General features: G+C 45.2%; 30 protein-coding genes. 5 read left to right on the top strand and 25 right to left on the bottom strand.

The features are described from left to right. Nucleotides 1–6 precede the first annotated feature (6 nt). The 6 genes from ACYZZ0_RS03840 to ACYZZ0_RS03815 all read right to left on the bottom strand — a co-directional run bounded on the left by ACYZZ0_RS03840 (nucleotide 7) and on the right by ACYZZ0_RS03815 (nucleotide 4,229). Nucleotides 7–777 carry a YwqG family protein gene (locus ACYZZ0_RS03840; RefSeq protein WP_461535257.1) on the bottom strand — a complete coding sequence of 257 codons (771 nt, stop codon included), beginning with the start codon at nucleotides 775–777 and terminating at the stop codon, nucleotides 7–9. A 97-nt stretch (nucleotides 778–874) separates the two neighbouring features. Continuing rightward, on the bottom strand, nucleotides 875–1,477 hold the full coding sequence (locus tag ACYZZ0_RS03835) for a pentapeptide repeat-containing protein (protein ID WP_461535256.1): 603 nt from the start codon (nucleotides 1,475–1,477) through the stop codon (nucleotides 875–877). Then, nucleotides 1,474–2,025, bottom strand: coding sequence for a GNAT family N-acetyltransferase (locus tag ACYZZ0_RS03830; protein WP_461535255.1), 552 nt, complete (start codon nucleotides 2,023–2,025; stop codon nucleotides 1,474–1,476). The genes ACYZZ0_RS03835 and ACYZZ0_RS03830 overlap by 4 nt, the downstream gene beginning before the upstream one ends. A 27-nt stretch (nucleotides 2,026–2,052) precedes the next feature. Continuing rightward, nucleotides 2,053–2,592: a DEAD/DEAH box helicase family protein gene (locus tag ACYZZ0_RS03825; protein ID WP_461535254.1), complete on the bottom strand. Its 540-nt coding sequence runs from the start codon at nucleotides 2,590–2,592 to the stop codon at nucleotides 2,053–2,055. A 426-nt stretch (nucleotides 2,593–3,018) separates the two neighbouring features. Continuing rightward, nucleotides 3,019–3,330: a hypothetical protein gene (locus ACYZZ0_RS03820; protein ID WP_461535253.1), complete on the bottom strand. Its 312-nt coding sequence runs from the start codon at nucleotides 3,328–3,330 to the stop codon at nucleotides 3,019–3,021. Between the two features lie 89 nt (nucleotides 3,331–3,419). Beyond that, nucleotides 3,420–4,229, bottom strand: coding sequence for a tetratricopeptide repeat protein (locus tag ACYZZ0_RS03815; protein WP_461535252.1), 810 nt, complete (start codon nucleotides 4,227–4,229; stop codon nucleotides 3,420–3,422). Nucleotides 4,230–4,709: 480 nt separating this feature from the next. On the opposite strand from ACYZZ0_RS03815, the gene ACYZZ0_RS03810 reads away from it, so the two are divergent. Next, on the top strand, nucleotides 4,710–6,197 hold the full coding sequence (locus ACYZZ0_RS03810; RefSeq protein ID WP_461535251.1) for a hypothetical protein: 1,488 nt from the start codon (nucleotides 4,710–4,712) through the stop codon (nucleotides 6,195–6,197). 197 nt (nucleotides 6,198–6,394) lie between these two features. On the opposite strand, the gene ACYZZ0_RS03805 is transcribed toward ACYZZ0_RS03810, so the two are convergent. The 16 genes from ACYZZ0_RS03805 to ACYZZ0_RS03730 form a co-directional block, all read right to left on the bottom strand. Continuing rightward, nucleotides 6,395–7,435, bottom strand: a complete 1,041-nt coding sequence (locus ACYZZ0_RS03805) for a hypothetical protein (RefSeq protein ID WP_461535250.1) — start codon at nucleotides 7,433–7,435, stop codon at nucleotides 6,395–6,397. A gap of 290 nt (nucleotides 7,436–7,725) precedes the next feature. Beyond that, nucleotides 7,726–8,247, bottom strand: coding sequence for a hypothetical protein (locus ACYZZ0_RS03800; protein ID WP_461535249.1), 522 nt, complete (start codon nucleotides 8,245–8,247; stop codon nucleotides 7,726–7,728). Between the two features lie 280 nt (nucleotides 8,248–8,527). Then, entirely contained in the window at nucleotides 8,528–8,950 is a 423-nt protein-coding gene (locus ACYZZ0_RS03795) for a hypothetical protein (RefSeq protein WP_461535248.1), read from the bottom strand. Continuing rightward, nucleotides 8,922–9,260 carry a hypothetical protein gene (locus tag ACYZZ0_RS03790; RefSeq protein WP_461535247.1) on the bottom strand — a complete coding sequence of 113 codons (339 nt, stop codon included), beginning with the start codon at nucleotides 9,258–9,260 and terminating at the stop codon, nucleotides 8,922–8,924. The genes ACYZZ0_RS03795 and ACYZZ0_RS03790 overlap by 29 nt, the downstream gene beginning before the upstream one ends. Before the next feature lie 131 nt (nucleotides 9,261–9,391). Continuing rightward, nucleotides 9,392–9,766: a nuclear transport factor 2 family protein gene (locus tag ACYZZ0_RS03785; RefSeq protein WP_461535246.1), complete on the bottom strand. Its 375-nt coding sequence runs from the start codon at nucleotides 9,764–9,766 to the stop codon at nucleotides 9,392–9,394. A 120-nt stretch (nucleotides 9,767–9,886) separates the two neighbouring features. Beyond that, on the bottom strand, nucleotides 9,887–10,507 hold the full coding sequence (locus tag ACYZZ0_RS03780; protein ID WP_461535245.1) for a hypothetical protein: 621 nt from the start codon (nucleotides 10,505–10,507) through the stop codon (nucleotides 9,887–9,889). A 196-nt stretch (nucleotides 10,508–10,703) separates the two neighbouring features. Continuing rightward, on the bottom strand, nucleotides 10,704–11,006 hold the full coding sequence (locus ACYZZ0_RS03775) for an NIPSNAP family protein (RefSeq protein ID WP_461535244.1): 303 nt from the start codon (nucleotides 11,004–11,006) through the stop codon (nucleotides 10,704–10,706). Nucleotides 11,007–11,276: 270 nt separating this feature from the next. Next, nucleotides 11,277–11,684, bottom strand: a complete 408-nt coding sequence (locus ACYZZ0_RS03770) for a hypothetical protein (protein WP_461535243.1) — start codon at nucleotides 11,682–11,684, stop codon at nucleotides 11,277–11,279. Between the two features lie 185 nt (nucleotides 11,685–11,869). Then, nucleotides 11,870–12,277, bottom strand: coding sequence for a hypothetical protein (locus ACYZZ0_RS03765; protein WP_461535242.1), 408 nt, complete (start codon nucleotides 12,275–12,277; stop codon nucleotides 11,870–11,872). Further along, nucleotides 12,274–13,272: a hypothetical protein gene (locus ACYZZ0_RS03760; protein WP_461535241.1), complete on the bottom strand. Its 999-nt coding sequence runs from the start codon at nucleotides 13,270–13,272 to the stop codon at nucleotides 12,274–12,276. Before ACYZZ0_RS03760 ends, ACYZZ0_RS03765 begins: the two co-directional genes overlap by 4 nt. Nucleotides 13,273–13,718: 446 nt before the next feature. Continuing rightward, entirely contained in the window at nucleotides 13,719–15,200 is a 1,482-nt protein-coding gene (locus ACYZZ0_RS03755; RefSeq protein WP_461535240.1) for a hypothetical protein, read from the bottom strand. A gap of 96 nt (nucleotides 15,201–15,296) precedes the next feature. After that, nucleotides 15,297–15,725 (bottom strand): hypothetical protein, encoded by a 429-nt coding sequence (locus tag ACYZZ0_RS03750; RefSeq protein ID WP_461535239.1) that lies wholly within the window; start codon nucleotides 15,723–15,725, stop codon nucleotides 15,297–15,299. Nucleotides 15,726–15,884: 159 nt separating this feature from the next. Then, nucleotides 15,885–16,142 (bottom strand): pyocin activator PrtN family protein, encoded by a 258-nt coding sequence (locus ACYZZ0_RS03745; protein ID WP_461535238.1) that lies wholly within the window; start codon nucleotides 16,140–16,142, stop codon nucleotides 15,885–15,887. A 15-nt stretch (nucleotides 16,143–16,157) separates the two neighbouring features. Continuing rightward, entirely contained in the window at nucleotides 16,158–18,944 is a 2,787-nt protein-coding gene (locus tag ACYZZ0_RS03740; protein WP_461535237.1) for a toprim domain-containing protein, read from the bottom strand. Beyond that, nucleotides 18,941–19,249, bottom strand: coding sequence for a hypothetical protein (locus ACYZZ0_RS03735; RefSeq protein ID WP_461535236.1), 309 nt, complete (start codon nucleotides 19,247–19,249; stop codon nucleotides 18,941–18,943). The genes ACYZZ0_RS03740 and ACYZZ0_RS03735 overlap by 4 nt, the downstream gene beginning before the upstream one ends. A 75-nt stretch (nucleotides 19,250–19,324) precedes the next feature. After that, the gene (locus tag ACYZZ0_RS03730; RefSeq protein WP_461535235.1) at nucleotides 19,325–19,531 is read right to left on the bottom strand and encodes a ribbon-helix-helix domain-containing protein; all 207 of its coding nucleotides are present in this window, start codon (nucleotides 19,529–19,531) and stop codon (nucleotides 19,325–19,327) included. Between the two features lie 263 nt (nucleotides 19,532–19,794). Here ACYZZ0_RS03730 and ACYZZ0_RS03725 point away from each other — a divergent pair, with 263 nt between their 5' ends. Continuing rightward, entirely contained in the window at nucleotides 19,795–20,607 is an 813-nt protein-coding gene (locus ACYZZ0_RS03725; protein WP_461535234.1) for a hypothetical protein, read from the top strand. A gap of 341 nt (nucleotides 20,608–20,948) precedes the next feature. Here the strand turns inward: ACYZZ0_RS03725 and ACYZZ0_RS03720 are convergent, their stop codons facing one another. Beyond that, nucleotides 20,949–21,134: a hypothetical protein gene (locus ACYZZ0_RS03720; RefSeq protein ID WP_461535233.1), complete on the bottom strand. Its 186-nt coding sequence runs from the start codon at nucleotides 21,132–21,134 to the stop codon at nucleotides 20,949–20,951. 121 nt (nucleotides 21,135–21,255) lie between these two features. Between ACYZZ0_RS03720 and ACYZZ0_RS03715 the strand changes: the two genes are divergently transcribed. Then, nucleotides 21,256–21,645 carry a helix-turn-helix domain-containing protein gene (locus ACYZZ0_RS03715; RefSeq protein WP_461535232.1) on the top strand — a complete coding sequence of 130 codons (390 nt, stop codon included), beginning with the start codon at nucleotides 21,256–21,258 and terminating at the stop codon, nucleotides 21,643–21,645. Nucleotides 21,646–21,725: 80 nt separating this feature from the next. Here the strand turns inward: ACYZZ0_RS03715 and ACYZZ0_RS03710 are convergent, their stop codons facing one another. Then, nucleotides 21,726–22,235, bottom strand: a complete 510-nt coding sequence (locus tag ACYZZ0_RS03710; protein ID WP_461535231.1) for a DUF1097 domain-containing protein — start codon at nucleotides 22,233–22,235, stop codon at nucleotides 21,726–21,728. Nucleotides 22,236–22,484: 249 nt separating this feature from the next. On the opposite strand from ACYZZ0_RS03710, the gene ACYZZ0_RS03705 reads away from it, so the two are divergent. Beyond that, nucleotides 22,485–22,874: a GFA family protein gene (locus tag ACYZZ0_RS03705; protein ID WP_461535230.1), complete on the top strand. Its 390-nt coding sequence runs from the start codon at nucleotides 22,485–22,487 to the stop codon at nucleotides 22,872–22,874. Between the two features lie 150 nt (nucleotides 22,875–23,024). Next, nucleotides 23,025–23,837 carry a crotonase/enoyl-CoA hydratase family protein gene (locus ACYZZ0_RS03700; RefSeq protein WP_461535229.1) on the top strand — a complete coding sequence of 271 codons (813 nt, stop codon included), beginning with the start codon at nucleotides 23,025–23,027 and terminating at the stop codon, nucleotides 23,835–23,837. Between the two features lie 78 nt (nucleotides 23,838–23,915). Here the strand turns inward: ACYZZ0_RS03700 and ACYZZ0_RS03695 are convergent, their stop codons facing one another. Then, on the bottom strand, nucleotides 23,916–24,782 hold the full coding sequence (locus ACYZZ0_RS03695) for a hypothetical protein (RefSeq protein WP_461535228.1): 867 nt from the start codon (nucleotides 24,780–24,782) through the stop codon (nucleotides 23,916–23,918). Nucleotides 24,783–24,956 lie beyond the last annotated feature (174 nt).

The raw sequence follows: 24,956 nt of genomic DNA, 5'->3' as shown, positions 1-24,956 counted from the left end.
AACTGCTTAGCTACAATCCCAGTTATACCAGACTCCGGAAAAATCTTGCTGTTCCAGATCCTCTTGCCGAATAAAGAAATTAGCGACGCCCATATCCCCCCACATAATTTCAATATCGTTATCCCACTCGGAATCCAGCTGAAACAGCAGCAACCATTGTTCATCACCCTGTGCGCGAGGATCCTCCTGGGTGAAATTGGCATAGCCACCCAGTTTGCTACCAACGGCAGAGAAATTGTCGTAGATATATTCTGCAACATCCTCTTCGAAGTTGAATATGTCGCCTGCAATGGCCTCAAAGCGGTAATCCGTTGCGGCAGGAAGCTCCTGTTCCAGCTTGAAACTCACCGCATATTCCCGCTCCAGAGGAAGGATAGTGTCCTGATTGGCTTCCGGCAGTGTCTGTTCGAGATCGGAATCTGTCTGAATGATGTCCTTATGGTAAATAACCCGGTATCCGCTTTGGTCTTCTATAACGTCTTGTATCGGCCTGTCAAAATCCATCCCGTACAGATCATCATTTTCTATAAAAAACTGCAGGATGCCGGTTTGCGGATAGTCTTTCAGGGGCGGTACTTCTTCAAAGTTGATCTGAGCCAGCAAATAGAGTGCCTTGCCTTCCTTGTTTACCGGGTAATCCATCCCCTTGGGCCAGTAGGGCTTACCGCCAAACTTGCTGCTGCGGATATCATCAGCGTTGCGAAGTAATGGCTGGATTTTCACGGTGGGAAGTTTATGGGATTCAAGCTTTTTAACAATTTCAGCGGCTTTGGTCATAGTGATTTCTTGGTATAAGGAGTAGTAAAAGATATATCTGACAGGCGACAGGTCGGGCACTATGAAATAAATGCCTTCAATTCATTAACGGAATGCTTTAATCCACGAGTTCTATCCCCAGACTCTCCAACAGCCGGGTAGCTTCATAGCGGCTGAAGCTGGCGCCTTTGACGTTATTGAAGTTGATATCAATATTATAATTAGCTGCTTCAATAAAACTGGCAGCTGACAGGTCGGTATTATTAAACAGACTGTTCGTTAGATCAGTGCCATTCAATACGGCTTTTACAAAAGCCCCTTCACGAAAGTCCACGTCATGCGCCTTGCAGTCTTCCATGATAAGTTCAGATAAACTCAGGCCGAAAAAACAGGCATCGTTGAGAATGCAGCTATGAAAACTGACCGGGGCAGCAGGCAAAATCTGTGGCCAGTCGACCCGGGTCCAGTCAATACCGATCAGTTTGCTGTTTCTGAAGCTGACCTCCAGCAACCGGCTATGGTCCAGGCGGGCCAGACTGAGATTGCATTTGTCGAACAGACAGTCGATAAACCGGCATTTTTCAAAAACGGTTTCGCTCAGATCGCAGTTGATAAAGGTGCAGGCATCGAATTCTATATCCGTCAGCCTGCTGTTACTCAAATCAATATCATTAAAGGCTTCCGAGTCGTATTCGGCGTGGTTTTCAATAGGCTTGCTCATGTTCTGTCTACTTCCATTAAGCTCGGTGTCACTCCGTCACGATTATCAAGCGTAAGGCGATAAAGGTTCAGCTCCGAGCCTTTGAAGGTGCATTTGGATATCACCCGAAAACCAGCCCTGTGTGCCAGTTTACGGGATGAGGTATTCCCCGGATCAATCATGGCATGCATCAGGGAGAAGCCCAGATTTTTTCTTGCATGACTGAGAATACCTCTGACGGCTTCCAGCGCATAACCTTTGCCCTGGCAGGGTTTTGCCAGCCGGTAGCTGATATGAATTAACTCACGTTCACTTACGGTACTTCTGTTCAAACCGGCGACGCCTAAAAATTCACCACTGTGTTTGTGGAATAGCCCCCACTGCCCGAAATTATCGGATCTGTAATTTTGCTGGCACTGTTGAATGAAGTCCTTTATCTGCTGTTTGTTTCTTACCCCGTGTGAGGAGTAGTGCATAACGTCAGGGTCCGAAAATACGATAGCCAGATTCCCGGTATCAACTTCACAAAACTCCCTGATTTCAATTCGGTCTGTTTCTGTAACTTTCATTATTTTTATAGGGTGAGGGGTGCTGCGTTAAGTGGGCGAATATCCAATGTGATTCAGGATCATAGCAGCAACGCGTTCAGGGGAAAGCTCACTGTTGTCTATAGACAGGGTGCGAGGGTGCTCGATTGGCTTGAACTTGCTGCTCGCAAGCAAGGTTCCCAGTTGCTCCGGGCATGAGATCTTATGGCTATTGATGCGCTCGGCAGCCGTGGTTCGCTCCAGCAATACCTCGTCTGACGGTTTGAGATGGATGGGATAAACATCAATATTTTCCCGGTGGAAAAACTCGAGATAGGCCTGAATCTGCGGGTTATCTTCCTCGGCACAGGTCATATAGGTCATAACCAGATGTTCTACACCCAGCTCATTGGCCTTTTTCAGCACCTTGAACCGGATCGCGTTGGTAAACTGGTAAAAATCTTTTTCACCAAATTCATCATAGATCGCCAGGCTGATATCAACCGCCAGGTGATTATGAAACAACTTGAACCCATGGTTCTTTTGTAATGTTGTCGCCACTGTCAGCTTGCCTGCTGCAGGTGCGCCGTGTATCCAGACCAACTTCATTAGGTGTTCTCTATTGTTGCGCGGTGTTTGCTGGAAATTTAATTGGTTTAAATGAGGATTTGTACAAAAAAATATGTACGATAAAAAGAATGTTGGATAGTAAAGCAGCAATCCCGATGAACCATCCAAGCATAAGACCTACATCGTCATACATGAGGTAGTATAAAAATGCTAGAGATGCAGTAGCTGCTACTATGAATACAATATTGGAAATAATATATCTCGGTTTGTTTTTTCCTGGTTTTATCAAACCTTTGACCCAGAAAAAGAAAGATATTGGAGGAATAACTAGGCTGAATACCACCAATGGGTAGCTATACATACTTATCAGGAGTATAACGCTCATAATAACTCCATTTATATTTTTTTATTAGAAATTACGAATAAAAATAAAACAGAAAGTCCGTAGTAATCATTAAATGATCGCTATTGGGATTTTTCAGACAATGCGGGAAGTTTAATACCCAACTCGCGGGTCAGACAGGTGATGTGATACATCGGCTCCGCCTCCAGGTCGATTTTATTGGTTTCGAGTTTGGCCAGACACTTCTTTGCTGCAGATATGCACTGCGACTGATTGACTTTGTACGCCGCCAGCATATGAGGGGAACAGTGTTGTTGTGCAACCCGTTCATTGGTGATTACTGCGGTGTCGTCCACTTTATAGGAACCGTTGCTAGCTAGGGCATATGGCGCTTTTATGGAGAGCATAAAGATAAGGGGGATTGTTAACTTCATATTTATTCTCTTTTGGACAAGTTGTATGTATAAAATATGGATGTCCTTCTTTTTCTATTTTTTATTCTTTTTGTATTAGTTATTTATACCTAATCTGCATTGTTTCTACTCACGATATTTCCTCTGCTCAGAATTTGCCGTTTTATAAAGTTTGCGGTGATATACTGTTTTTCAGTTAAATTCTGAATGGAAACATTGATTACTTTTTCAAGTTTTTTAATGCCACTTTCTTGTGCTGCTAGAAAATATGCGTATGCCATCACATAGTTTTGTGGTACACCTTTTCCATTAAAAAAATGCAGACCAATTAAAGATAATGCTCGTGCGTTCCCTTGCATTGCCGCCATCGAAGCCCATGAAAAGGAGCGAGTATAATCTTTATCAATATCAATGCCCTGGTAATATATAATTCCAAGGTTTTCTTGGGATTCAGAATGACCTAGTAAGGCTGCACCTTCAAAATAATTAATAGCCTTTTCAATGTTTTCTGGTACGGTTTTTCCTTCAAAATATAGCTCGCCCAGTACATGCATTGATAAATATTCACCCTTGGTGGCAGCTTTTGTAAGCCAATCAATACCTACATCAGGGTTTTTATCTACTCCCCATCCCTTTATATAAAGAACACCCAATAGGTGTTGGGCTTCAAGGTGATCTTGCATGGCTGCTTTTTCAGCCCAATATCTTGACCTTTCATAGTCTATGGGAAAGTCTTTGCCTTGTGAGTAAATCCATGACAGTTGATACTGAGATTCTCTATCACCTTTCTTTGCATCAAGCATGCAGACTTTCTCAGCCTCAGAGTAGCTTCTTTCATTAGTGAGTTTGACACACTCACTCATAAAACTACCGAATGTACTCAATGGAAAAATCAACAAAAATATTAGAGTTTTATTCATTTGCAATATCACCGTTGTATATATCTTTTTATAATTTTTGGGCTGGTGTTTGTTCTTGAATCTTGAAGGAAATAGATGTCATTTTTATATCTTTTTGTTTCGCTTTTTTTATTGTTTTTGTTGATCAGATCTTTCAAAGGTTGCCATAACGCATAAATAAGCATCATGATGTCAAATAATCCAGCTGAAAATGGTCATAGTTAGTGCACCTGAAACACCACCAGAGATTTTTATTTTTTGCTTCCCAAAGTTCATTATAAAAATAGTCGTAATTAGCACATTTGAAACATCACCAAACTATTTAGCTCCTCAGACCTTAAGATATTCAAATATTAAATTTATTCTTTTGATAAATACGCCACAGGCGCTATATAAACTGAATTAAATTATGACTGAAAACAGAAATGGAAAAGTTGCGAAAACTCAACTTTTCCAAATCAAACAATGACAGCTCTATTATCAACAAAATAGTAACATTGGATGAAAGCAATGATTTTTAGTTTCAGTAAATACTTTCAGAAACCCAAAACAATAAGGTTTCTTTTTTATTTTATCTTTAGTTTTCTAATGCTGAATAGTTTATATAGTCAGGCCATGATTGGTCTCGAGGCTCAAGCCATAACTGATGGCGAGGCTCCGGTTGATTATGCAGGCATGACGGCAGAAGGCATGTTGGCTCTACTAACAAGCGAGCAAGGTGATGAGGCTTGGGAGCTAACCATTTCCATGATCGATAAACTCAAATCTGGTGAGAGCTTCAGTTTGCCTTGTATGAAGGGCAATGTGGAGATTATGACAACAAAAATTAATGATATTCTCTCTTCTTCCCATTGGCTTTTACCTGATGATAAGCAAGGATTAGAAGACTTTATTGAGTATCTGGGGCAACTTAGGCGCTATAACTTTCCTTATCACGAGTCTGTATCAGCCTGCTTTATCTTTTCTTCCATACTGAAAATATACTACGTTAAGGAAGGTATGGAGCAGCGAAGTCTTGGGTCTTCTCGTTGGTATGGCGCGACTACCTGGGATGCCAGCACAATAAAAGAAGAAATGGCTGAAATGCTGGGCGATTTCCAGCGGACAGAGCTGTACCCGTATACCCTTGCTGCTATAGATCAGCTTTGTTCTGAAGAAAAACTAAATATGGATTACCAGGCTGGTTCAGAACTCTTTCCTCAGGAAGCTATTAATAAGATGGCAAGGAGGATGAAGGCATCTGGTCAAAAGCCAATAAGAATGCAAAGAGCACGTTCCACTGATTCGTCTTATCGCCGAATGCTATGCCAACTATTTGAAAATAAATATATATACTGGCCAGTATTTTGCTCCCTTAACCTTGATGATTCAAATCTTACGCATTACCTCCCGTTGATTCCAGTTAGATTTACTGTAGAAAAATCGATAATGGATCATAACGGTTGTTATAAAGACTGCAACAGGCTTCCTTACTCCTGTGTGGACGATCATGATGATTCCCCTTCCAGATTTGAAGAGCTGGCAATACGAAAGCAATCACATCAAGTAGTACAATGTATTTATAGGCATCTCAGGTCAGGGATTACGATGGAGCCAGAACTGATTTCAGGTATCCGCCTGAGTTTGTTTCAGCTCCTTCTAGGCTTCCAGGGGAGATCTAATAGGCCTATAGGCAGTTTATCAGGTGATGATGTCTCAGGTGCACTTAAAGTGGTTCAGTGTAACTTACACCCTATGATCTCCGATTATCAACCTCCCTATTACGGTGAGCTTTTATCTTTGGATATTAAAACGGTTGTAACCCGCACTCTGAAGTGGTGGCAGGCTTTTCATTATGTGAATGAAAGCTATGGATGCAGTGCAAGTGCTATGGATTTCCACTTGGTGCACCGGCACTTTGACGAGTTAGAATCGGAAGCCATTGTTGACTCCCGGGGGATGCAAGTTGAAAGGTCTCCCTTTCACATGCAAATTCCACCAGTGAGATAATTAGCCCCATCCCCGGAATTCAGGTTTCAGTATTGAGGCCTGAATTCATTTTTTATGTTTATTTACCAGTGAGAGGAAAATATTACAGACTCAGCCTGGAGTATTGCTATCAAGGATAGCCAGCCCTTGTTCAAACTTAAAGTAAGTGTTACGGGTTCAGCTTATTCTCTGTATTCTGCCTTTCCTAATGGAAAGCTCTATAGCTTTTTAAGACCAGAATCAAGATTTAACAAGCCAATATAATAATGTTCTGCTTCAAACAGGAAAAAAGTGCGAGCAAGAACCCAGTCTTTTTTCCTTGCTTTAGTGGCTGCCGGATTTTCCAGTATAAAATCAGTGAACTCAATATAGGGACTGGTTCGCCTTTTCAGAGAGCTTGCAGTTGCCACCATCTCTGCGATATAAAGTTTATCAATATGTGGAACATTTGTATTCATCAAGATCTTTCTTGATGTATCAGTTAAAACCTTCCAGTCATGATTGTTGTTACTTTCTGTCAATGAAACAAGATTGGTGAGAATTTTGTAATCAGGATCCCATTGCATATCCAAATCTTTAACCGGGATTGGAATTCGATATATTGTTTTGATTGAATTCAATTGAAATTTTGCAAAAAGAAGCGCTTTCTGATCATCTTCATTTAGATTGCCATAATCTGAAGGGTTGGATTCATAGAGTCCAAGCCCTTTAATCATAAGTTGAGCGTTGTTGTTAAAGTCAAATATAGCCAGATGGCGCTGATAGGTTTCTCGTGCAGCTTTACTGTTAAGGAGACGATCCAGCATGCACTCTTTAGCAGCAAGGTAAGCTGCCGCTTTATTTTGATCATTAATATGTAAAGACTCTGGGAAAAGAGCTTTATCATCACAGAGTTCAACAAGTTCTACATATACCTCAGATAACTCATGAAATTTATCTTCCTGGAGGCTGCGGATGAATTGAACTTCCCGGAGTACGTGCCTGTGTGCCGGGGAGGCCTTATCACCGAGTCTTTGAGTCCAGTATATATATCCGTTTTCATCGAAGTATCCGAATTCACCCAGTAATAAACTGGCAGCAAGAATATGAATGTTTTGAACCGTTTTTTCAGTTAAAACTGGATCATTCTTTATTCTTTCTTCTAAATATTGCCTTGTCACGGGACTGCTTGGTTGATGTTTTTTTTCCGGGCTAGCACATCCATTAAGTAATGTAACAAGTAACAATGTGATCGTAATATTAAGGGTTTTTATTCGCATCTTAAATTTAAGTCTGAGTCAGTTATTTTGAGTTTGCTATTTTTTTGGTGAGGAAAAATGGGAAAAGGAAACACAAAAAAATAAAAATAACATCCATTTAATTTATAGAAAATTACATGAGCGTAGCTTCAAAAGTCATAGAAATACTCGGATAATTGAGTCATTGAAACTATCACCGGCGGAGTGGAGTTCAACTGAAAGATAGAGCAGGTCGGGTGGTTGTCTAAATTAATGGATGTCCTTTTTTTCTTTGACTTTTTTTCTTTGTTATGTTCCTTAAGTTTAAGGAATCAATCTACTACGCTAATGATAGCTTTCAATTTATTATTATCAGGTTGGTACATTAGATGTTTAAGGTTATCCCATTCAGCTTTATCTAATGCTCGAATAATAATACCTGGATTATGTTCACCGATAACCTTTTTAGATTCTTCAATATTAATGTAGTAATAGACTTTTACCTGTTTAGAATCATTGTTTGGCACATATATACCACATCTTAAATTCCTAGTGATTGCACTGGGGTCAGATGGATCTGCTACATCATAAGTCTGAATCCATTCGAGACACATATCACTACCTTCATAATAGGTGCCTCGTTTGTCGTCTAAATAAGCATTGTAGACTCCAGATTTTAACGTTAGGAAATGTACATTACCCAAAGCAAAATGCTCTTCCCATTTAAAGTCTTCTTCAATCTCGACACGATTGGTCTTGGTAGTTTTTTTTAGACTTGAAGGATCAACTCCAGTTAGGCTGGCACAACTGGTAATTAATAATGATGAGATGATTATAAAAGCTATTTTAGTCATTTTCTCTGATTTCTTTTTGTTTTTAATTAAGATGACTCAGACTTAAATGTCTGAGGTAACATAACAGTGGTTTATGCGAAAAAGCTTCGCATAACATACTATCTGTGTGAAACCGACACTCTCCTGCAAACCAGTAACAGCAGGCCTTCAGGTTATTTTACCGGCTATGTTGTATATATTTTATGATGTCAAAATATATGGATGTCCTTTTATTTCTTTTATTTATCTTTATTTATTTTTATTTGATTTTTACCCCTTCCTTCTGTTCCTTGCTTTCTTTTTACTTATTAGTTGGTTCTACTTCAGGTTGTCCACCTTTATATTGAAGAGTCTCGTTTAAGGATTTTATAAATGTATCCATATCTACTGTTCCTTCTGGGGCTTTTGCTCCGGCTTGTACAAGTACACCCCCATCAGTAAATTGAAAGCGATTATTTGTCTTTACTGCAAACTCCAGAGCAGTTTCCGCTTGCATGATTTTAGTGTTGATTGTATTTTTGAATGCAGGATCATCATCTAGCTTTTCAGAGTTTACGACTGAAAATGCATATAGGTATTTAACTGCTGAGATATAATCCTGATTTTTGAGGGCTGCTCTGCCCAGTTCATAAAGATCTTCACGTTCAGCCGCATATGAAGTATTGCAGAAGAGGATACAATTTAGCACTAACACTCTAAAAGGGAGGCTTTTCAGGAAGGTCATCGTTTTCTATCTCTATTGTTTGTTTTGACTGTTCATTTCTAGGGTGATCCTTAAAACCAGATTTGAAATCAATCCCTGTATATATTGTTACACAAATAATAATTGCACCAGACAGGGCAAAGAATGTCCCAGGTGCGGCTTGCTTGACAATCAGTTTATTATCTTTAAAGCTTGCTTCTAAGTCTCCACTTCTTCCCCAAATACCTTTTATGAAAAGTTTGTACCCAAGATAACCAAAGAATGCTCCTACGATTAAAGAAACAACTTTGTATAAAACTCCTGACAACACAATTGTATTATGAATATCCATATTGATTTTCTCGTTATGGGTAACTCGGACGCCTAACGCCGCATTAAGTGGAAAATGGTTGTTGGCTAAATTTTTGGAGCGCAGCGGAAAAAAGCCAGCAAGTATTTTTCCGATTGAATGCCTTGTTAGGGTTACATTTCGAAAGGCTCGCACTGCGTGCCCTGGTGATAGCTCATTTGCCAAAGATTATTATTTAACTCCCATATTGAACTGCGCAATGAAAAGTTAGGCTCTGATTCACCAGCTTTTACCATTACAGCACGATACAATAATTGAACGCACTTAGGTGCTAGAACTCGAAGCTCAAAGTCTATTGCGGTAATTTTAGGGGCATCTTCTGATGGCAGGCGTTTAAGTACATGCTTTTTGTCAAATTTAATGCCTGATGCGCCTATTTCTGTAAAATTATTAGCTATGAGCTTGTTTAGCTTATCAGAAGAAGCTCTGGTTTCGGGAGCGAAAAGAGAAGTCTCTAATTCAATAATTGCTGACTTGATATGCTGCATCGTTCCTTCCTCGTAACCCTAACAAAATTTATGGATGTCCTTTTTATTTTTTTTATTTTTTTATTTTTTTATCTTTTTATCTTTTTATCTTTTTATCTTTTATCTCATTCTTTTTCTTTTCTATCCGAAAGAAATTAGAGTGTTGTTTTCGATACTGTTCTGACAATTTTCGAATAAGTTAAACCATACTACCCTTTCAATATAATAAGGATGGCTTTCATCTGCTTTCGCCAATTCTTGATGAGTTGATTCGGATATTTCGCTACCGTTAATCTCTATGCCTATTAAATGTGCTACCTTAAGAATTTCTGAAAATAGCCTTTGGCTTGATCCTAACATCCCTCCAGGTAACTTCTCATCAAATATCACCTCATCAAAATCAATGGGAACGTAGTATCCTTCAGTATCCGAATGGCAAAGCAGATGAGAATCCAACATTTCGGATGCTTCCATTATAAAATTATCATCTTCTGTAGTAAGGTTGCCATTAGTTGGCGTGACAGGTTTCCCCAACTTATCTAAAGCAAAAACCCTTCTTAAATAGTGTAAAAAACTATAAGGAAAGCCCTCAATCGACGACATGGCGACATCTGGCACTTCGGTGGCTTCAGAATGCTCTAAAATTCCGTTTTTCTTTAATGCTGAATTAATGATATTGAAGTCTTCTTCCATCCACTCAGCACCTTCAGGGTCTTCCTTTAGGTAGTAAGCATACTCACTACTTGATATTGCTAATCCCACGAAATTTCTCCTTAATGCATAACATATTATCTGTGTGCAACCGACACTCCCCTGCAAGCCAGTAAACAGCAGGCCTTCAGGTTATTTTACCGGCTATGTTACATGTAATTCACATGCCGCTTTTCACGAGCTGTTTATTTGTCGCCCAACTACATGGACGAACTATCTGTGCCTCCTTCGCCAGCCACTGCTTCAATCACAACACAGGCCGCATAAAACTCCGCTCATAACTGACAATAAAACCCTCATCCTCCGCATACCTGAACGCCGCCTGACACGCCTCATCCTGCATTGAGCGAATACGATACTGCTCATACTCAGCCAGACTGGGAAATGAAAACAGGGCGAGGGCAATATTGTTGGCACCTTCACCGGGCAGGAAGTAGCCATGATGGGTGCCGCCAAACTTTTCGACCAGCGGAACCCAGAGCCTGGCATAGCGCTCGAACTGGACGGTTTTGGCGGGGTCAATCACGTAGCGGACATGGCAAGTGATCATGCTGAAGCTCGTTGTTTTTATTGTTTGCCGGGGATGAAGCGTATTTTACAGGCACACTACCGCCTCCGTGGGTATTGCCCGGCCTGCGAGGGGGTGGGTTCACTGCTACGGCTTCTGTCGTCTAGGTTTGAGATGCTAACATGGATCAAAAGGTGGGACTATGGTGTTTATGGGAGCAGGTGGGCATTAGGAAGAAGAGGATAGGGAAAGTCTGGAGGGAAAAGTCCGGAGGGCAAGATTTGTCTACTTAACGATAGGGCTAGCAGAGTCTTAGCTTGTAATGTTTGGGACTTTCGTTGTAACAGGGCCGGATTTGCTAAGGATAACCTGCCAAAAAAAACCGTTTTGAAAGGCCACCAGATTCAGGGCAAATACGATATTTTTGTCAGGCCACATGGACCATATTCCAAAGAAAACGATTGGAGAAACTAATATGGGCAGCATTAAGTCTGGCAAATATATATCCTTCATTGTTTTTCCAGACTTGAACAAATCCCATAGATAATTGGATATCATGCCCAGGATCATCCATCCTGCCATGTGGGCCCCAAAAATCAGAGATTTCAAAGGCATAAGAAACAGGCCAATGCTTGTATCCGGATATGAGTCAAGAGTAATGACGAGTGATCCGGTTAATATGAAAATTACTGTAAAAAGCGCCGCTATTGTTCTTTTCATTCCTTCGTCCTGTTGATTTTTTATCTGTCTTTTCCCGTATCGAGGTTATGCCATAAACCAGAGATCATCATTTTTTAGAACCTCTCCAGCCTCGGGACTTTATCCAATATTTGAATCACGATACCCGGCACTTCAAAAAATAGTGAGAGTATCGTGATCCATGGGCGTTTACTGAAGCGTCTTGGTTAAGTCAGTACGCCTTTCAGGGCAATGAGTTTGTCTACAACCGCAGCCATGCCTTCTGCAACTTTTTGTGCTTGTTCTGCGTTTTTCTGGAGTTGTTTCAAGTGGTCTAAATCATCTTCAAGCTGTTGATTGATTGCTCCGATATTGGCAAGCAAACTGTCAACATCAGAAGCATTCTCCAGAGCGTCTACTGTGTCCAGCGCCAGAGCCTCTATTGCTTCGGCCAACTCTACCCGTGTGGCTACAATTTCTTTACGGCGCTTTACCTCCTGATCTGTTAGCTTTCTTGATTGCGCAAATGCTTTTCGCTTCAGCGCCGAACGTTCTGCAGCAAGAGCCTGATCCAGTGCAAAAATGGCATGCAGCTCAATTTCAAAGCACTCCCTGACTTCAGCAATGGTTGTCATGACTGATCTCCTTTATTTGTTTCTTTTTTGTTATTTTTAAAGGCATCGATCAACGCCTTGATTTTACTGACTTCCTGTTCAAGCTGATCTAAAGCAGATGCCACTTCGACCAGTGTTGCTTGTTCATCAGATACGCCATTAAGCTGTTTCATCAGCGCTTCATGCGCTGCCTCAAATGCTTTCAGCGGGTTGGCTGTCTGTGCTTTGAGTGCAACATCATAATCGGCAGCCGCAGAAACATAAGCATCTACAGATTTTGAAGTGGCAGAGCTGTCATCATAGGTTTCCTGTTTCTTCATAAACACTGTATGTTGCCCGGCAAATTTGGCAAGTTTCTGACTTTGTGCTGCTGTGGCGTAAAATGCAGTCAGATCCTGAATGACAAGGTGGGCATCCTGTGTGGTTTGGGCCAGCGCTTCCACTTTTACCCGTTCCACATATTTATCCGTGACCCACTCAATAACACCCATTACGGGTTTCTTATATTCTGTGATTTTGTTTACGCTGCTGTGAGTGCTTCGGTTTTCCTTTGCCAGCTGGTTCGTCATTTGTTCCAGACTTCCCAGAGTGGCATTAGCACTGGCGACTACTTTTGCTGCGGTATCTGCTTCGACTATCGATTTAAGCCTGCCGGCATAGGTTTTCACCATATCAAGAGCCTTCAGTCCTTTTGGCATGCTTGACTGGATTGGGTAGCTGCTGACCAGAGTGTTCTCACCGTCTCTGGCTTCATGGACTGTCAGTGAACATGAGTTTGTGCCTGCCGCGCATTCACCCTTTGCCGTTTCAAGAAGAAGCTCCCCTGAAATGATTTTTTCTTTTAATTTTGCATTATTTTTTGCAGTAATATCGGTATCGATGGCCTGAATTGTTGTTGCAGAGTCGTTAATAGCTTTATCGAGTCGTAAAATTGACTCTGAATAATCTGAGGTTGATGCGCAGCCTCCAATTAAAAGAGATATGCTGAGAGCAATAAGGCATCTGTTCTTATTCATGAGAAATTCCCCTCTGTTTCAGGTGTTTTTATTCGAATTATGCTTCTTTAGTATTTTTGTGATTTCACCCGGTAGTTTCCGGGCTGTTATGTCGGAGGCTGGCTGGTTTTTCTACGCAAAATCAGAGTGATAGGGGGGTATCTATATTGTTTTCTTGCTATGGAAGAGCGTTCTTCAAAGCTTGCTCCTGGGCCGCACTATTTTGGGTACGCTACCGCCCCCACCACGACAGCTTTCCTTGCTATACATTTTTGTGATGGTTTGTGTCGTCTACTGTGAGTATCCTAGCATGTCAAGGGGGATGGTATTATGGTCTAAATCAAATTGCAGGGCGAAAATCTGGAGAAACGACATTAAGCCATTTCTCAGGTATGAAACAGATATCAAGTGATGCGGTGATGGCTGCCGGTCATGCCAGAAAGACATGACTTCATTGACATGCCTGACTACATTTCTTCATCATCAAATGAACACATGCCCATCTCAAGCTGACCTTTGCCATTAACCCAGGCGACTGCTTCTTCATAGTCAGTCTGACTACTATCCGGGGCACTCAGGGTAACCGTCGCTGGAAAGCTGGACTCAGCCCGTTGTGGATCATCAATACCGAGGCCATAACTGAACAAACCTTCTCTAATCAGCGCACCTGTCTGCAGGTTATGCAGATAAAACTGCCAGCCGTCCCGCACCAGAATCTCCTGATCACCCAGGTAGCTGATACTTGCTACGCTGTTGAAAATGTCTTCCCACTGATCATTTGGATAATCTCCGGGGTTAATACTGGCAATCCTCAGCTCACGTGACCAGGGCAGTTGCTGCAGCCCTGCAGCACCGGTGCCAAGCGCACCAAACCCCAGTGAAACCGATGAATCCCGTCGGGCACCGGCTGTCGGTGACATGCTGACGGTCATTGTCTGCAGCAGGATTCTGGCCTCCGGGATAAGGAGTCGTGCTTTATTGCCGTAAGATGCGGCCAGATGCTTGGGCTGTCTGAATAAGGTACCAGGTGCAATCGATGCGTTTGTCTGTGTGTATGGCTCGTGAAATACTATCACCGGACGACGCATGGGGCCGTGCTGGACGATTGAGGATTCCATGTAGCCCCCGTTGGATCCTTCTATCAGCCCGATGGCAGTAACACCATCTACCAGTGCCTCATTCGCAACAACTGAACCCGTCACATCAAATACTCTCATTCGGAAATGTTCTGCCTCATCCCCGATCTTTTGTACCGCAGCAACAGAAATTCTCTCCCGGGGAATGCCTGAAAGCATAACCGTGGCCTGCGGATTATCATCGCTGGCCGGGAATCGCATGATTTTATAAACGCCTAACCCGAAGTCATTGCTAAAAACGGCCTGATCCCATAACAGTTTCTGTTCAGCATCAAAGCGTGCCAGATAAATTTGCCCGCTTTCCTGTGGTGGCTGGGGTTTCAGTCTTGCGGCACGTCCGGTGTATAGCACGGTAAATGAACCGTCGCTGTAGGGAACCAGCTGTCTGAAGAAACGGAGAGTCACATCCTCATAAGCTGGCAGTTTTTTATGGATGTCCTGCAGAGATACACTGCGCACAATCTTCATGATCGGCCGGTCTTCCGCCTGCAACTGTACCCAGAGCAGGGCGCCCTGCCAGTTTTCAGTCCCCTGGTCGGGATTGACATTATGTGCCAGCGGCGCCACTTTCAGCGCATACATATTGTTGCCCAGGTGCTCAAACCGGGTGACTCTGAATTGATTACCCGGCTGCCCGGCAAGTGCGGGATCATTAAACTCAACCGGGTAAGTGGCTTTATCGCCGGAGCAGACCAGTGATACCGCCGCCGGTGAAAACCCCAGCAGACCAAATATCAGCCCAAAATAGAGCGTCAGAGCCCTGATATTCAGGATTGACGAATAGCCACTGGTACCGATGGTAAAATTGTTCATCCCTGTCCACTGTCCATGCTTGCCGGTTATTTAAGATTATTTCGGCAAATCAGTGTCTCAGTTTAAGGGTGGTCAAGGCTTGCCCTATTGGGCACACTATTCCCAGTGTTTTTTATACCAATCCATGTATTTTGAGCGATTTTTATACTTCAATTCTAAAAAATCAGCCTTTGCTATGGCGGGCTGGATAAGCATGAATGCTTCAGCAAAAGGCTCAATATATTGTCTGTCTGATTTATCCTTATGATCATAATGCTTTACAGAATTATAAGCTTTTCTGTGACCAGAGATGTATTTGCTTTTTGACATATGCTGAACGCCAAACTTTGAGCGAATTCTATTATTTCTTTCCCAGAGTTGTTCATCTATGTCTATGCCTTTTTTCCTCTTTATTTCTTCATTAAAAATAATGTCTACAGCACCAAGTAGAGTTAATGCTGATATATATCGCTTATCTAAAAACAGTTCTATGGCGTCTTCTAACTGCTCTCTTGCAATAGTTACTTTTTTGGTATGTGCAGCCATTTAATACGATTCTATAGCGTTGTAATCAAAATACTCAGGATGTAGGCCGACTAGAGCCTGTCTGAGTCATTATTCACATAACCCTTTATAGATAAGCAACAAAATAGGGCAGTACATCTTGAAATCAATCGTTTTGATAGTTTCTAGGTTCGTGCAAGTCTATATGTTGTTGCTACTGGGCTTCTTTCTCGCCTGCTCAAAAGCCTTATCCAGATACCTCGCCAGGTCCCGAATATGCACCAGATACGGGGCATTACGGGTATCCCGGGTGCGGATAATCGGAAATGGCAGCTCACCGCGCCGGGCGGCTTCGCGGGCATTCTTGTAACACAGCCCCAGCACATCATCGCAGCATTCACTCAGATGAATCACCGGCTTGCGGTATTTGCCGTAGAGCATCAGTTCGGTGGTCAGCATGGCCAGGCTCCGTTATCAGGTGGGTGGCAGGTTATGGCGGTTATTCAGAAACACCGGATCATCCGGCAGCATCGGGCTTAAGCCGTATTGTTCCAGCACTGCCAGCGACAGGCCGCTCATATGGGCGCAGCGCTGGCCGTTGATTCTTCGCTCGCGGTCCTCGTTTTCCTGACTCAGCACCCCGGCTTTCAGCAACTGCTTTTTAAGCGCCCGGTCTGTCTTTACCGGTAGTGCGTCGTACTTGCTGCGCAGGGCCGGTGTCTGGCTCAGATGCTGCATAATATGCGGGGTACGGATAAACAGCAGACAGTCATCGCCGTGCAGCTCATAGCGGAACGGGCGCAGGTAATGACCGGCGTCTATTTCCCCAAGAATAATTTCCATAATCCAGACCCAGGGTTCACGGTCATTATGGGTTTCCAGTACATGGGTGTTCATGGCCTTCAGCAGATCTCTGACGGTATTACCCTGATGAGGTGACAGTCCACTGAACTCACAGAGCAGCTGCCAGCTGGTGGCCAGCGCCGCATAGTTGCCGACCATGCGGGCGACACTGTTATCCTGGCTGTCTGTCGAACAGTACTGGCTGAGATGCAGCAGCTGTTGCTGGTATCGGTCCTTTATCTGTTGTGCCGGTATTGTGATCAGAAAATCGAGCCACTCTTTAACCGGAAAGCAGGGCAGGCTGTTCGGCAGCAACTCACCTTTCTTTTCGAGTTCGGTGCGGACCACCTTGCCCAGCAATGACTGCACCGGTACATCTTCACCGGCCAGCAATACCGGGGCACAGAGGACATATTCCGTCATCTCGGGGCCGCGACGGGTAATCGTGTACTGATAGGTCTCCTGCAGCAGGGCGACAGCGCGGTCTATCACTTCAGCCCGACGGGCTGACAATTCTTCCCAGCCCACAGGGTGAGAGGTATGGGACACTGAGGTGACCAGCCGGAACTCGGTATGCAGGCTCTGGCCGGAAAACATGGTAAAGCCAATAGACTGTTCCAGTTGTTTGATCAGGGTGGATTTACCGGCACCTTTATCCGCCTGCAGCACCATATGGGGCCAGAACCCGAGATAGGCCTTGAGGTGAGCGCCCAGACTCCAGAGCAGTAGCAAGGTCGCGGCATTGGCCTTAAAGGTCTGCTGCCAGGCCAATAGTACCCGGCGGGCATTAGCGATTGGCCCGGAAGGGAACTGCAGATTGTAATAAGGGCATTGTCGATCCGGTTCACTGAAGTAACAGTCCGGCCCCTGGTTTACGGCGGGTTGCCCATTGCGCCAGGCCAGTCCGACAAAGTTAATTGCATCCCGGCTGCCAATATTGGTTGCCCGCTCGAGAATATTCAGCATGCGGGTAAACGGTACAGGTTTATAGATAGCGCCGCCAATACTGCGCCAGCGCTCCAGATTATACAGCTGGTCATCCGCAATAACCTGTCGTACCAGCCGGTTGCCGTGGCGTGGGGTCTGAATGCTGGCCGCAAACACTACTGCCGGCTGATTATCCGGGCGGCCACTCATTGTGGCCGCTGCACTTTGAATATGAATCCGTGACAGGGCGGCCAGCCGGAACCCACACAAGTCTTCGGTAATGGTCTGCTGTTCACCGGTACGGTCAGTCACCTGGCGCTGATAACAGGTAAAGTCTTCCTGAATACGAAACTGGCTGTAACGACTGTAATCATGGGACGGCAGCCATAACCGGCCCCGGCCCTTGCCGGGATGGCCATTAACCCCGGGAATCAGCCAGGGTTCGGTTTTATGCAACAGCCGGTAGACGGCATCAACCCCTTGTTGCTGTAACACATCATTCAGATCATTCAGTCCCTGCCATTCACTGTGATCCAGTAGATGGGCGGCAATATTCAGGTTTAACAATCGTTCATGCAGTGCCCAGGCTGCTGTTGCGCCGGGTTTTAATCCCTGACGTGGGCCGGGGCGGCTATCCGGCTGATCATTATCCATGGCAATCAATACCCGCTTGCCGGCCAGCCGGGTCCAGTCCTTTTCATGCAGATTACTGGCGCCTAAAGTGGCCAGTGTGGTCCAGCCAGCTAACTGAGGATATTGGGCGATAGCCGTTTCAACACTCAGGGCATTAATAGCGGATTCGACAACCACAATAGTATGGGCTGAGGCGACGGCTGTTGGATCGAGACACCAGAAGGCGCTGCCCTTGTGACCATGGCAGTGATTCTTGATACCGCCATTCAGTGCCGCATCAATATATCGATACTCGATCGCGGTTACTGTTTTATTGGCGGAGTTTCGGCAGATAAAAGCGGCTGCCGGGCCACCGTGAAATACTTCGCCGGCGGGTTTGCTGCTGGTGTAGTCAGAATATCCCAGCGTTTTGTGATCACCGGCCTTTGCAATAACGGCCGGGCTGATACTGCGTTGTTCGATTAAATAGGGTTGTACCGCTTCAGCATTAACCAGACAGCGTTCGGCCAGCCATTCTTCTTTACTTTGCGGCTCTGTTGCAGACTGATAACTTCCACCGCCAGGGTCGTAAGGTATAGCAAAAGCGTCGTGCAGCCACTGACTGGCTTCGGCCACCGTTGTGGCTTTGCCGGCATAGATAACCAGATCAATACAGCTACCACCTTCGCCGGTGGCGTGATCTTTCCAGCGCTGGTGGCCGTTACGGCGATAGATGGATACGGATGGATGACGGTCTTCCCTGACCGGTGAGTGATAACTGGCATTACCCTGAATCGAACCACTGGCCCGGCGCATATCCAGTAATTGCGCCAGTTGATGCAGGTCGATACGGGCCTTGAGATCTTCCAGATCCATCATAGGGTATGTGCAGCAGCCTGTTCCGTGGGTGCGGGTATCAGATGGTTGTTAATCCGGTTCAGCAGCTGTAACAGCTCCGCCGCCTTGCGGTCACAGAAGGCACCGTTCAGATGTAAATGATGCCGGCGCAGCTCAGCACAGAAATGGCCCAGCAATGCCACATCCCGGCGAGTCATATTCAGGTCCAGTACAAATGTGGCGGGGTTACAGCCCCAGCTGTTACTGGCAAATACCGGTAACCAGTCAGTATGAGCGGGTGGAGGGGTCGAATTGAGCACAGGTGTGCCGTAGCGGGTCAGTTTCATGATGACTCCCCGGGATAGATGATTTTGGTTTTGTTGTTCCCTTTTAAAAGGGATTTGGTGGTCGGGCTGTAAGCTTTACTGACTATTGTCTGTGGTTGATCTGTGCTCTTCAGGCTGTTCGTGTTGAAGCAGAGCCTGTTCCAGTAACAGTCGTGCCATCTGTGAACGGGTGCGGTTATCCTTGCGAGCCAGAATATCCAGCCGGTTAATCAGTGACTCGGTTGTACGAAAGCCGAGAACGGTCGTCGGGCGGGGCGCTTGGGTAGAGAGGCTGCCAGTCATGGTAGACGTCCATCAATTATGGGTTGTTTTTATATGATGTTTTACAGCGTTCAATAAAAAACTATCCCTTAAAAAAGGGAAAAGCAACATAAAATTCTGTCGTTTTGTATTTTGGATATTGTTTTCATGCTGTTTTGATACGAAATTTGCCAGCCTGACGGAAAAGATGTATTTATTTCGGGAATCTGTTTAACATTGTTAACAGCCAAGGTGGTGTTAATTGATGACTGCATTGGCCTTTACCCGCAAGGAGAACAATAACAATGGGGCAATTTCTGGAACGGATTGAGTTCCTGTTGGCCGGACGCAAAATTTACCCCTGGGGGGAAGCGCTGGGTATTTCCAAAGGTGCCGTGGAAGGCATCCGCAAAAATATTATTCCCGGGTCGGATATTCTGAAGGCGATTCGGGAGCAGGAGCAAGTGAATCTGGACTGGCTGGTGGCCGGAGCCGGACAGCCGTTTCAGGTTGGGTTCTGCGATAATCCGGATCAATTGCATCAAGTCTGGAGCGAGCCCGAAGAGGCCGCGGCTGATACTTTTTTGCTAACAGACGGAAACCGGCTGATCGTGATGCGACGCTGGAGTGCGATCCATTGCTATAAAAAGTCACTGGTTTCCTATACCCGGGCCCGGACACTGAATATAACGCTGACGACTGCCATGGCAGAAACCCTGCAGCAACTTTGCGCTGGCCATAGCTGTTTTTCCGGTCATATTTCTCCGCAGCAATTAACTGAATTGGCCGTCGGTCATGCCGGTACCTTTCCGCTATGGGGTGATGACAAAATCCCCGGACGCATTAATCACTGGGAGCCTCTCGAATCTTCTGAACTGGCGCAATTATTGCAAAAGCTGCTCGCGGTGCAGCCGCCACAACCGGGTGAAATATCCCGGCCGTTAATGCGTGCTGTAATTGAGGCCGTGGAAAATACGGCGCTGGAAGAGGGAATTGTGCTGGATGCCCCGGCCCGGGCCAGAATATACACCGCGGCGTATCGTGATGCGGTCAGGCGACAGCTGGACTGGAAGGATATCGAGGCCCATACCGTGCAGGGACTGTTGGAAATGTTGTAAACCGGCCTGAACGTTGTTATCAGACCGGTACAAGGTTCTGTTGACATAAGTTTGCAGCACTCAGTGGCCCGTAAAGCGGTCATGCGCAAGGCGGGCTTGTGCTGGACATAGTTGTTCTATGTTCGCATAAGTCCAACGCAGTCGGATGGCCGCTTAACGGGCCACCCGAAGGGCCAAAGCGAGAGCTTCCGTGGACGGCGTTGCAACAACTTGAAAGACATGAGTATTCCGGCGCTGTTGCGTCTTGCCACGAAAACTCTCGCTTTGGCTGAGTGCCGCAAACTTATGTCAACAGAACCTGGAATCAATACCGTCATAACGACATTCGTCGTTATTTTCAGTCAGGGTTGAGGGTGGTAATGCTGTCCCCATTCAATCGTGCGCAGCTTGCACCGGGTGCAGGCTTTTAGTCGCTGTTCGATATCCCTGATCTGCCACGCAGCCAGCCACTGCAGCAGAATGGCTTCGGCCTGTTCTTTGCTGTCCCCGGTGTTATTCGTTATAACATCGCCTGCTTCGTTATACATCAGCTTCACTTCCTTATTGTTATTGCGGGTACTTCCTACTACCGCTCAACCTTTGCAGAGAGGAGCTGGCGGGTGCAACAAGAACTGCACCAAAACATGACCCGCGTCATACAAGATCCGGGTGAACTGGACGTTTGAAGGGGCATTTCCAGTTGAACTGGACATGAAAGACAAGTACCGCAGGGCGAAGGCTGCCCGGGAAATGGCCGGCTTATCGGTACAGCAAGCTGCCCGACGCCTGGGGAAAAGTCGCAGTACCGTTCATGCCTGGGAACAGCGTGATGGTGCAGGTCCACGAACACATGAAGACCTGGTCGCCATGTGTCGGCTATATGGTATTACCACTGATTGGTATCTGGAGGGTAACGGTCCGGTATTCCGGGACGAAAGGCCTGGGCATATGGAGATTGATCAGGATCTGCAGCGGATTATCGGCCATGCCATGGGAATGAGCCAAAAAGAACGGCAGGCGCTGGCACAGCTGGTGGAAGTGATGGCTGACAAGGAGTAGCGGGGGATAAGTGCAAACGCTGGCAGGGGAGGGTCGGCAAAGGGGGGAAAGCCGACCCGAAAACACGACAGGATCTACTGTCAGGCTGAAGCGGTACCTTCTACGGCAGTACTTTCAACCATAGGCTTGGACTCAGCCGGTCTGGTCATACGGGCATGCAGCCACAGGCCAGTGGCCTTCATCAGATAACCGAACAGACTGCCAACCAGCAGTGACGGCAGCACCAGTTGCCAGTCGCCATTGGCTGCAAAGGTGGCACCACATCCGATAAAGGTACCGGGAATATAACTCAGCCACTGCTTTTTAGCCTGAATGCACATCAGGAATGAAACAATACCGGTGATGACATAACCGAGTATGGTGACATCCATAAAAGTCGACAGCTGAATAATAACGACCGCCCAGAATACACCACTGATATTGGTAACCATGCTCGACGCCAGCCCCGGCAATCCATCTTTGGGGGAGGCGAAATAACTGGTACAACCCATAAATCCGGCCCAGGTCAGAAGACCAAGGGATACCGACAGCCAGCCCCAGATTCCGGACAGAATCCCTGTCGTCAGGGAGATGGCGAACAGAACAGACATGATGGTTCAAACTCTGGTTTGTTAAAACCCAGTTTTATCTCGCTGATCCAATGCCAACAATAAGCGATTTAGGCAGTCATTGGCTGTTTTATCCCTAACCGGTGCCTGCTGCAGTGGCGGTATTTGGCGTATGATGGGCGGTGTTTTCATATTTATCGTCGACTATCCGCTACAAACTTATGTCAGCATGGCTTTACTATCTGTTGAATGATTCAATGAAAAAACAACAGATACAGCACCGGAGGCTGGATGAAGGGCAGTTGTTTTTGTGAAACCGTACAGTTTGAAGTGAGTGGCCCGATTCCGGGTTTATATCAGTGCCACTGTTCCATGTGTCGTAAAGTCACCGGTGCTGCTGCCAATGCCGCCTTTCTGATCCCGAAACAGCAGCTGCAATGGCTGGCTGGCGGTGACCAGATCAAAACCTACCGTAAGCCCACGGGCTACTGTGTCAGTTTCTGTACTCATTGTGGGTCTACTGTTCCCAATATCTTCCGTGACACGCAATACTGGGTACCGGCAGGGCTGTTGGAATCCGACGAGGGACTGGAGGTGAAGCAGCATATCTGCGTTGCCTCTAAAGCCGAGTGGGATGAGATTGGTGGTGATGCCCATCAGTACGATGCACTACCGGAGTAGCGCTTGGTGTAGACGACGGAAGATTAATAGTTTAATTTTATGAAAAAGATGTCGAAGGGATGCACTAAAAAAATAAATATGACTTAGATCAAGTTATTGTGAAAAAATGGCCAAGCAGTATCTATAAATAATTAACTAAAGAGACGTTATATGCCTGAGAAGTCACAGGTGCGCCTTTTCACGAAAGGACGCATAGCCTATGTCTCTCTTCATCGTCCTGCTAAACATAATGGTCTGACGGATACCATGATTCGCGAACTGATTGCCACCGCGAAAGAAATCCGTAGCAACAAATCCATCCGGGCAGTGATTCTGTATGGGGCAGGGAAATCCTTCTGTTCCGGGCTGGATTTCCGTGAAATGTCGGCCAAACCGTCCTCCCTGGTGCGGCTGTTTATGAAGCTGCCCTGGGTCAAGGCCAACAGCTTTCAGCGTGTTGCCTACGTCTGGCGAACCTTGCCAGTGCCGGTGATCTGTGTGGTTCACGGCAACTGCTTTGGTGGCGGACTGCAGATCGCGCTGGGTTGTGACTACCGGATTGCAACCCCGGATGCCAAATTATCGGTGATGGAAATCAAGTGGGGACTGATACCGGATATGAGTCTGACCACCACAATGACGACGCTGACCCGCTATGATCTGGCGCTGGAACTGACCATGACGGGGCGGGTATTTTCCGGGATTCAGGCAGGTGAATATGGCCTGATCAGCAAGATCAGCTTCGAGCCAATGGATGATGCGGAAATGCTGGCGGATGAAATCTGCCAACAGTCACCGGATGCCATTGCTGCGTCGAAGAAACTGTTCAAGAAAACCTGGAAGGCCAACCCGAGACGGTCTTTATGGTGGGAACGTTTTCTGCAGCTGCGGTTACTGGGGCGGAAGAACCAGCGTATTGCCATGAAGAACGGGCTGCATGCGAAGCACTTTCCACAGGTGTTTGAGGATCGGTCGGTGTTTTGAGTGTGCAGAACGTAGTCGGCTTCATATGCAGGTCTGTTCTCTCGCAGACCTGCATATGAAGCGATATATACGATAAAGCTACTGGGTTTTGGTGGTAGTGAATTTTCCTGCGCCAGTTGTTTGAGAAGCGATGTGGCTTGCGGTTGAACTGTCTGTTTGGTTTTTATCTACAATAAAATCAGCTTTTTGCATTGCTTTTGTATAGAAAACTGGAGGAGAAACAGATTCCCAACTATAAACGAATTCCTTTGTCACCGTTAAGTCAGTTACCAGTTTAAAAACAACTCTTCTATGCAGCACCTTGGGAATTACAACCTGAATTGTTGTATTGGGCAAACAAGGAAAGTGCCATGTTAATATTTTTTCTTCACCTGTCAGGCCTACAGTAAGCTGGGTAGAGTCGCCTGTGATTTTTTTCAGTGGAGTTCCTGTTGAGGCAATTAATTTCCCGAGTTCAGGCAAAAAAACTGTAAATCCGATTAACATAACAGGTGCAACTTCATAAGGGGCCTGATCTTTGTCACTAAAGCAATACGTGGAATGCATGGGAGAAAAAGGTGGGAATATTACACCAAGGCTGTTTGTGTACTTAAGTGGAGCTGCATGAGCCGTTACTTTTTCTTTTGAGCCAGTTCCTTCTTTTTCTTTAGTCTTGGCTTCAGCCTCAGCTTTGAAATCATCAGTTACTTTTTCTGTTACGCAACAAGTAACGTCTGTGCCCGGGTCAATTGTGGTGGTTCCCGCCTCAAAATTGGTAAGAAAGTGTAAGGTTACTTCTCGTTTGGTGGCATCATCTGAATCAACTAATGTTATTGTTGAGTCAGCTTGTGGAAACGACTTAAGTATGAAATTACCTGTAGCATAAACAAAAGAAAAGGGCTGTAGTAACAGTATTGTAAAAATACAGCCTAATCTAAATAAAGCATTGGAATTTTGATATTTCATTCTGATCTCCTGTCTATTTGCATTGATAGCAATCAGGATCAGAGTAGGTGGGGTTATTATATTTTCCAGTCCATTTTTTGATCAATAGTCATTATACGTCCATGAATTAATTTATATTTATTCCCGATATGTACTTTGTTATTTATAAAGATGGTGAATTTGAATTTATACTAA

Origin of the sequence: Spongorhabdus nitratireducens, from assembly GCA_947387575.1 — a bacterium.
Classification (GTDB): Bacteria; Pseudomonadota; Gammaproteobacteria; order Pseudomonadales; family Endozoicomonadaceae; genus CANDOC01.
The sequence above is the reverse complement of the archived record's forward strand: the minus strand, read 5'-3'. Positions and strand labels throughout refer to the sequence as shown.

Excerpts from the sequence above, each read along its gene's own strand:
- ACYZZ0_RS03730 (WP_461535235.1), bottom strand. The coding sequence starts at position 19,531 with ATGACTGGCAGCCTCTCTACCCAAGCGCCCCGCCCGACGACCGTTCTC.
- ACYZZ0_RS03755 (WP_461535240.1), bottom strand. The coding sequence starts at position 15,200 with ATGAACAATTTTACCATCGGTACCAGTGGCTATTCGTCAATCCTGAAT.
- ACYZZ0_RS03765 (WP_461535242.1), bottom strand. The coding sequence starts at position 12,277 with ATGACAACCATTGCTGAAGTCAGGGAGTGCTTTGAAATTGAGCTGCAT.
- ACYZZ0_RS03835 (WP_461535256.1), bottom strand. The coding sequence starts at position 1,477 with ATGAGCAAGCCTATTGAAAACCACGCCGAATACGACTCGGAAGCCTTT.
- ACYZZ0_RS03750 (WP_461535239.1), bottom strand. The coding sequence starts at position 15,725 with ATGGCTGCACATACCAAAAAAGTAACTATTGCAAGAGAGCAGTTAGAA.
- ACYZZ0_RS03805 (WP_461535250.1), bottom strand. The coding sequence starts at position 7,435 with ATGCGAATAAAAACCCTTAATATTACGATCACATTGTTACTTGTTACA.
- ACYZZ0_RS03810 (WP_461535251.1), top strand. The coding sequence starts at position 4,710 with ATGAAAGCAATGATTTTTAGTTTCAGTAAATACTTTCAGAAACCCAAA.
- ACYZZ0_RS03790 (WP_461535247.1), bottom strand. The coding sequence starts at position 9,260 with ATGGATATTCATAATACAATTGTGTTGTCAGGAGTTTTATACAAAGTT.
- ACYZZ0_RS03735 (WP_461535236.1), bottom strand. The coding sequence starts at position 19,249 with ATGAAACTGACCCGCTACGGCACACCTGTGCTCAATTCGACCCCTCCA.
- ACYZZ0_RS03840 (WP_461535257.1), bottom strand. The coding sequence starts at position 777 with ATGACCAAAGCCGCTGAAATTGTTAAAAAGCTTGAATCCCATAAACTT.
- ACYZZ0_RS03720 (WP_461535233.1), bottom strand. The coding sequence starts at position 21,134 with ATGTATAACGAAGCAGGCGATGTTATAACGAATAACACCGGGGACAGC.
- ACYZZ0_RS03695 (WP_461535228.1), bottom strand. The coding sequence starts at position 24,782 with ATGAAATATCAAAATTCCAATGCTTTATTTAGATTAGGCTGTATTTTT.
- ACYZZ0_RS03785 (WP_461535246.1), bottom strand. The coding sequence starts at position 9,766 with ATGCAGCATATCAAGTCAGCAATTATTGAATTAGAGACTTCTCTTTTC.
- ACYZZ0_RS03770 (WP_461535243.1), bottom strand. The coding sequence starts at position 11,684 with ATGAAAAGAACAATAGCGGCGCTTTTTACAGTAATTTTCATATTAACC.
- ACYZZ0_RS03710 (WP_461535231.1), bottom strand. The coding sequence starts at position 22,235 with ATGTCTGTTCTGTTCGCCATCTCCCTGACGACAGGGATTCTGTCCGGA.
- ACYZZ0_RS03745 (WP_461535238.1), bottom strand. The coding sequence starts at position 16,142 with ATGCTGACCACCGAACTGATGCTCTACGGCAAATACCGCAAGCCGGTG.
- ACYZZ0_RS03795 (WP_461535248.1), bottom strand. The coding sequence starts at position 8,950 with ATGACCTTCCTGAAAAGCCTCCCTTTTAGAGTGTTAGTGCTAAATTGT.
- ACYZZ0_RS03815 (WP_461535252.1), bottom strand. The coding sequence starts at position 4,229 with ATGAATAAAACTCTAATATTTTTGTTGATTTTTCCATTGAGTACATTC.
- ACYZZ0_RS03800 (WP_461535249.1), bottom strand. The coding sequence starts at position 8,247 with ATGACTAAAATAGCTTTTATAATCATCTCATCATTATTAATTACCAGT.
- ACYZZ0_RS03760 (WP_461535241.1), bottom strand. The coding sequence starts at position 13,272 with ATGAATAAGAACAGATGCCTTATTGCTCTCAGCATATCTCTTTTAATT.
- ACYZZ0_RS03820 (WP_461535253.1), bottom strand. The coding sequence starts at position 3,330 with ATGAAGTTAACAATCCCCCTTATCTTTATGCTCTCCATAAAAGCGCCA.
- ACYZZ0_RS03725 (WP_461535234.1), top strand. The coding sequence starts at position 19,795 with ATGGGGCAATTTCTGGAACGGATTGAGTTCCTGTTGGCCGGACGCAAA.
- ACYZZ0_RS03825 (WP_461535254.1), bottom strand. The coding sequence starts at position 2,592 with ATGAAGTTGGTCTGGATACACGGCGCACCTGCAGCAGGCAAGCTGACA.
- ACYZZ0_RS03740 (WP_461535237.1), bottom strand. The coding sequence starts at position 18,944 with ATGATGGATCTGGAAGATCTCAAGGCCCGTATCGACCTGCATCAACTG.
- ACYZZ0_RS03705 (WP_461535230.1), top strand. The coding sequence starts at position 22,485 with ATGAAGGGCAGTTGTTTTTGTGAAACCGTACAGTTTGAAGTGAGTGGC.
- ACYZZ0_RS03700 (WP_461535229.1), top strand. The coding sequence starts at position 23,025 with ATGCCTGAGAAGTCACAGGTGCGCCTTTTCACGAAAGGACGCATAGCC.
- ACYZZ0_RS03775 (WP_461535244.1), bottom strand. The coding sequence starts at position 11,006 with ATGATCACTTGCCATGTCCGCTACGTGATTGACCCCGCCAAAACCGTC.
- ACYZZ0_RS03830 (WP_461535255.1), bottom strand. The coding sequence starts at position 2,025 with ATGAAAGTTACAGAAACAGACCGAATTGAAATCAGGGAGTTTTGTGAA.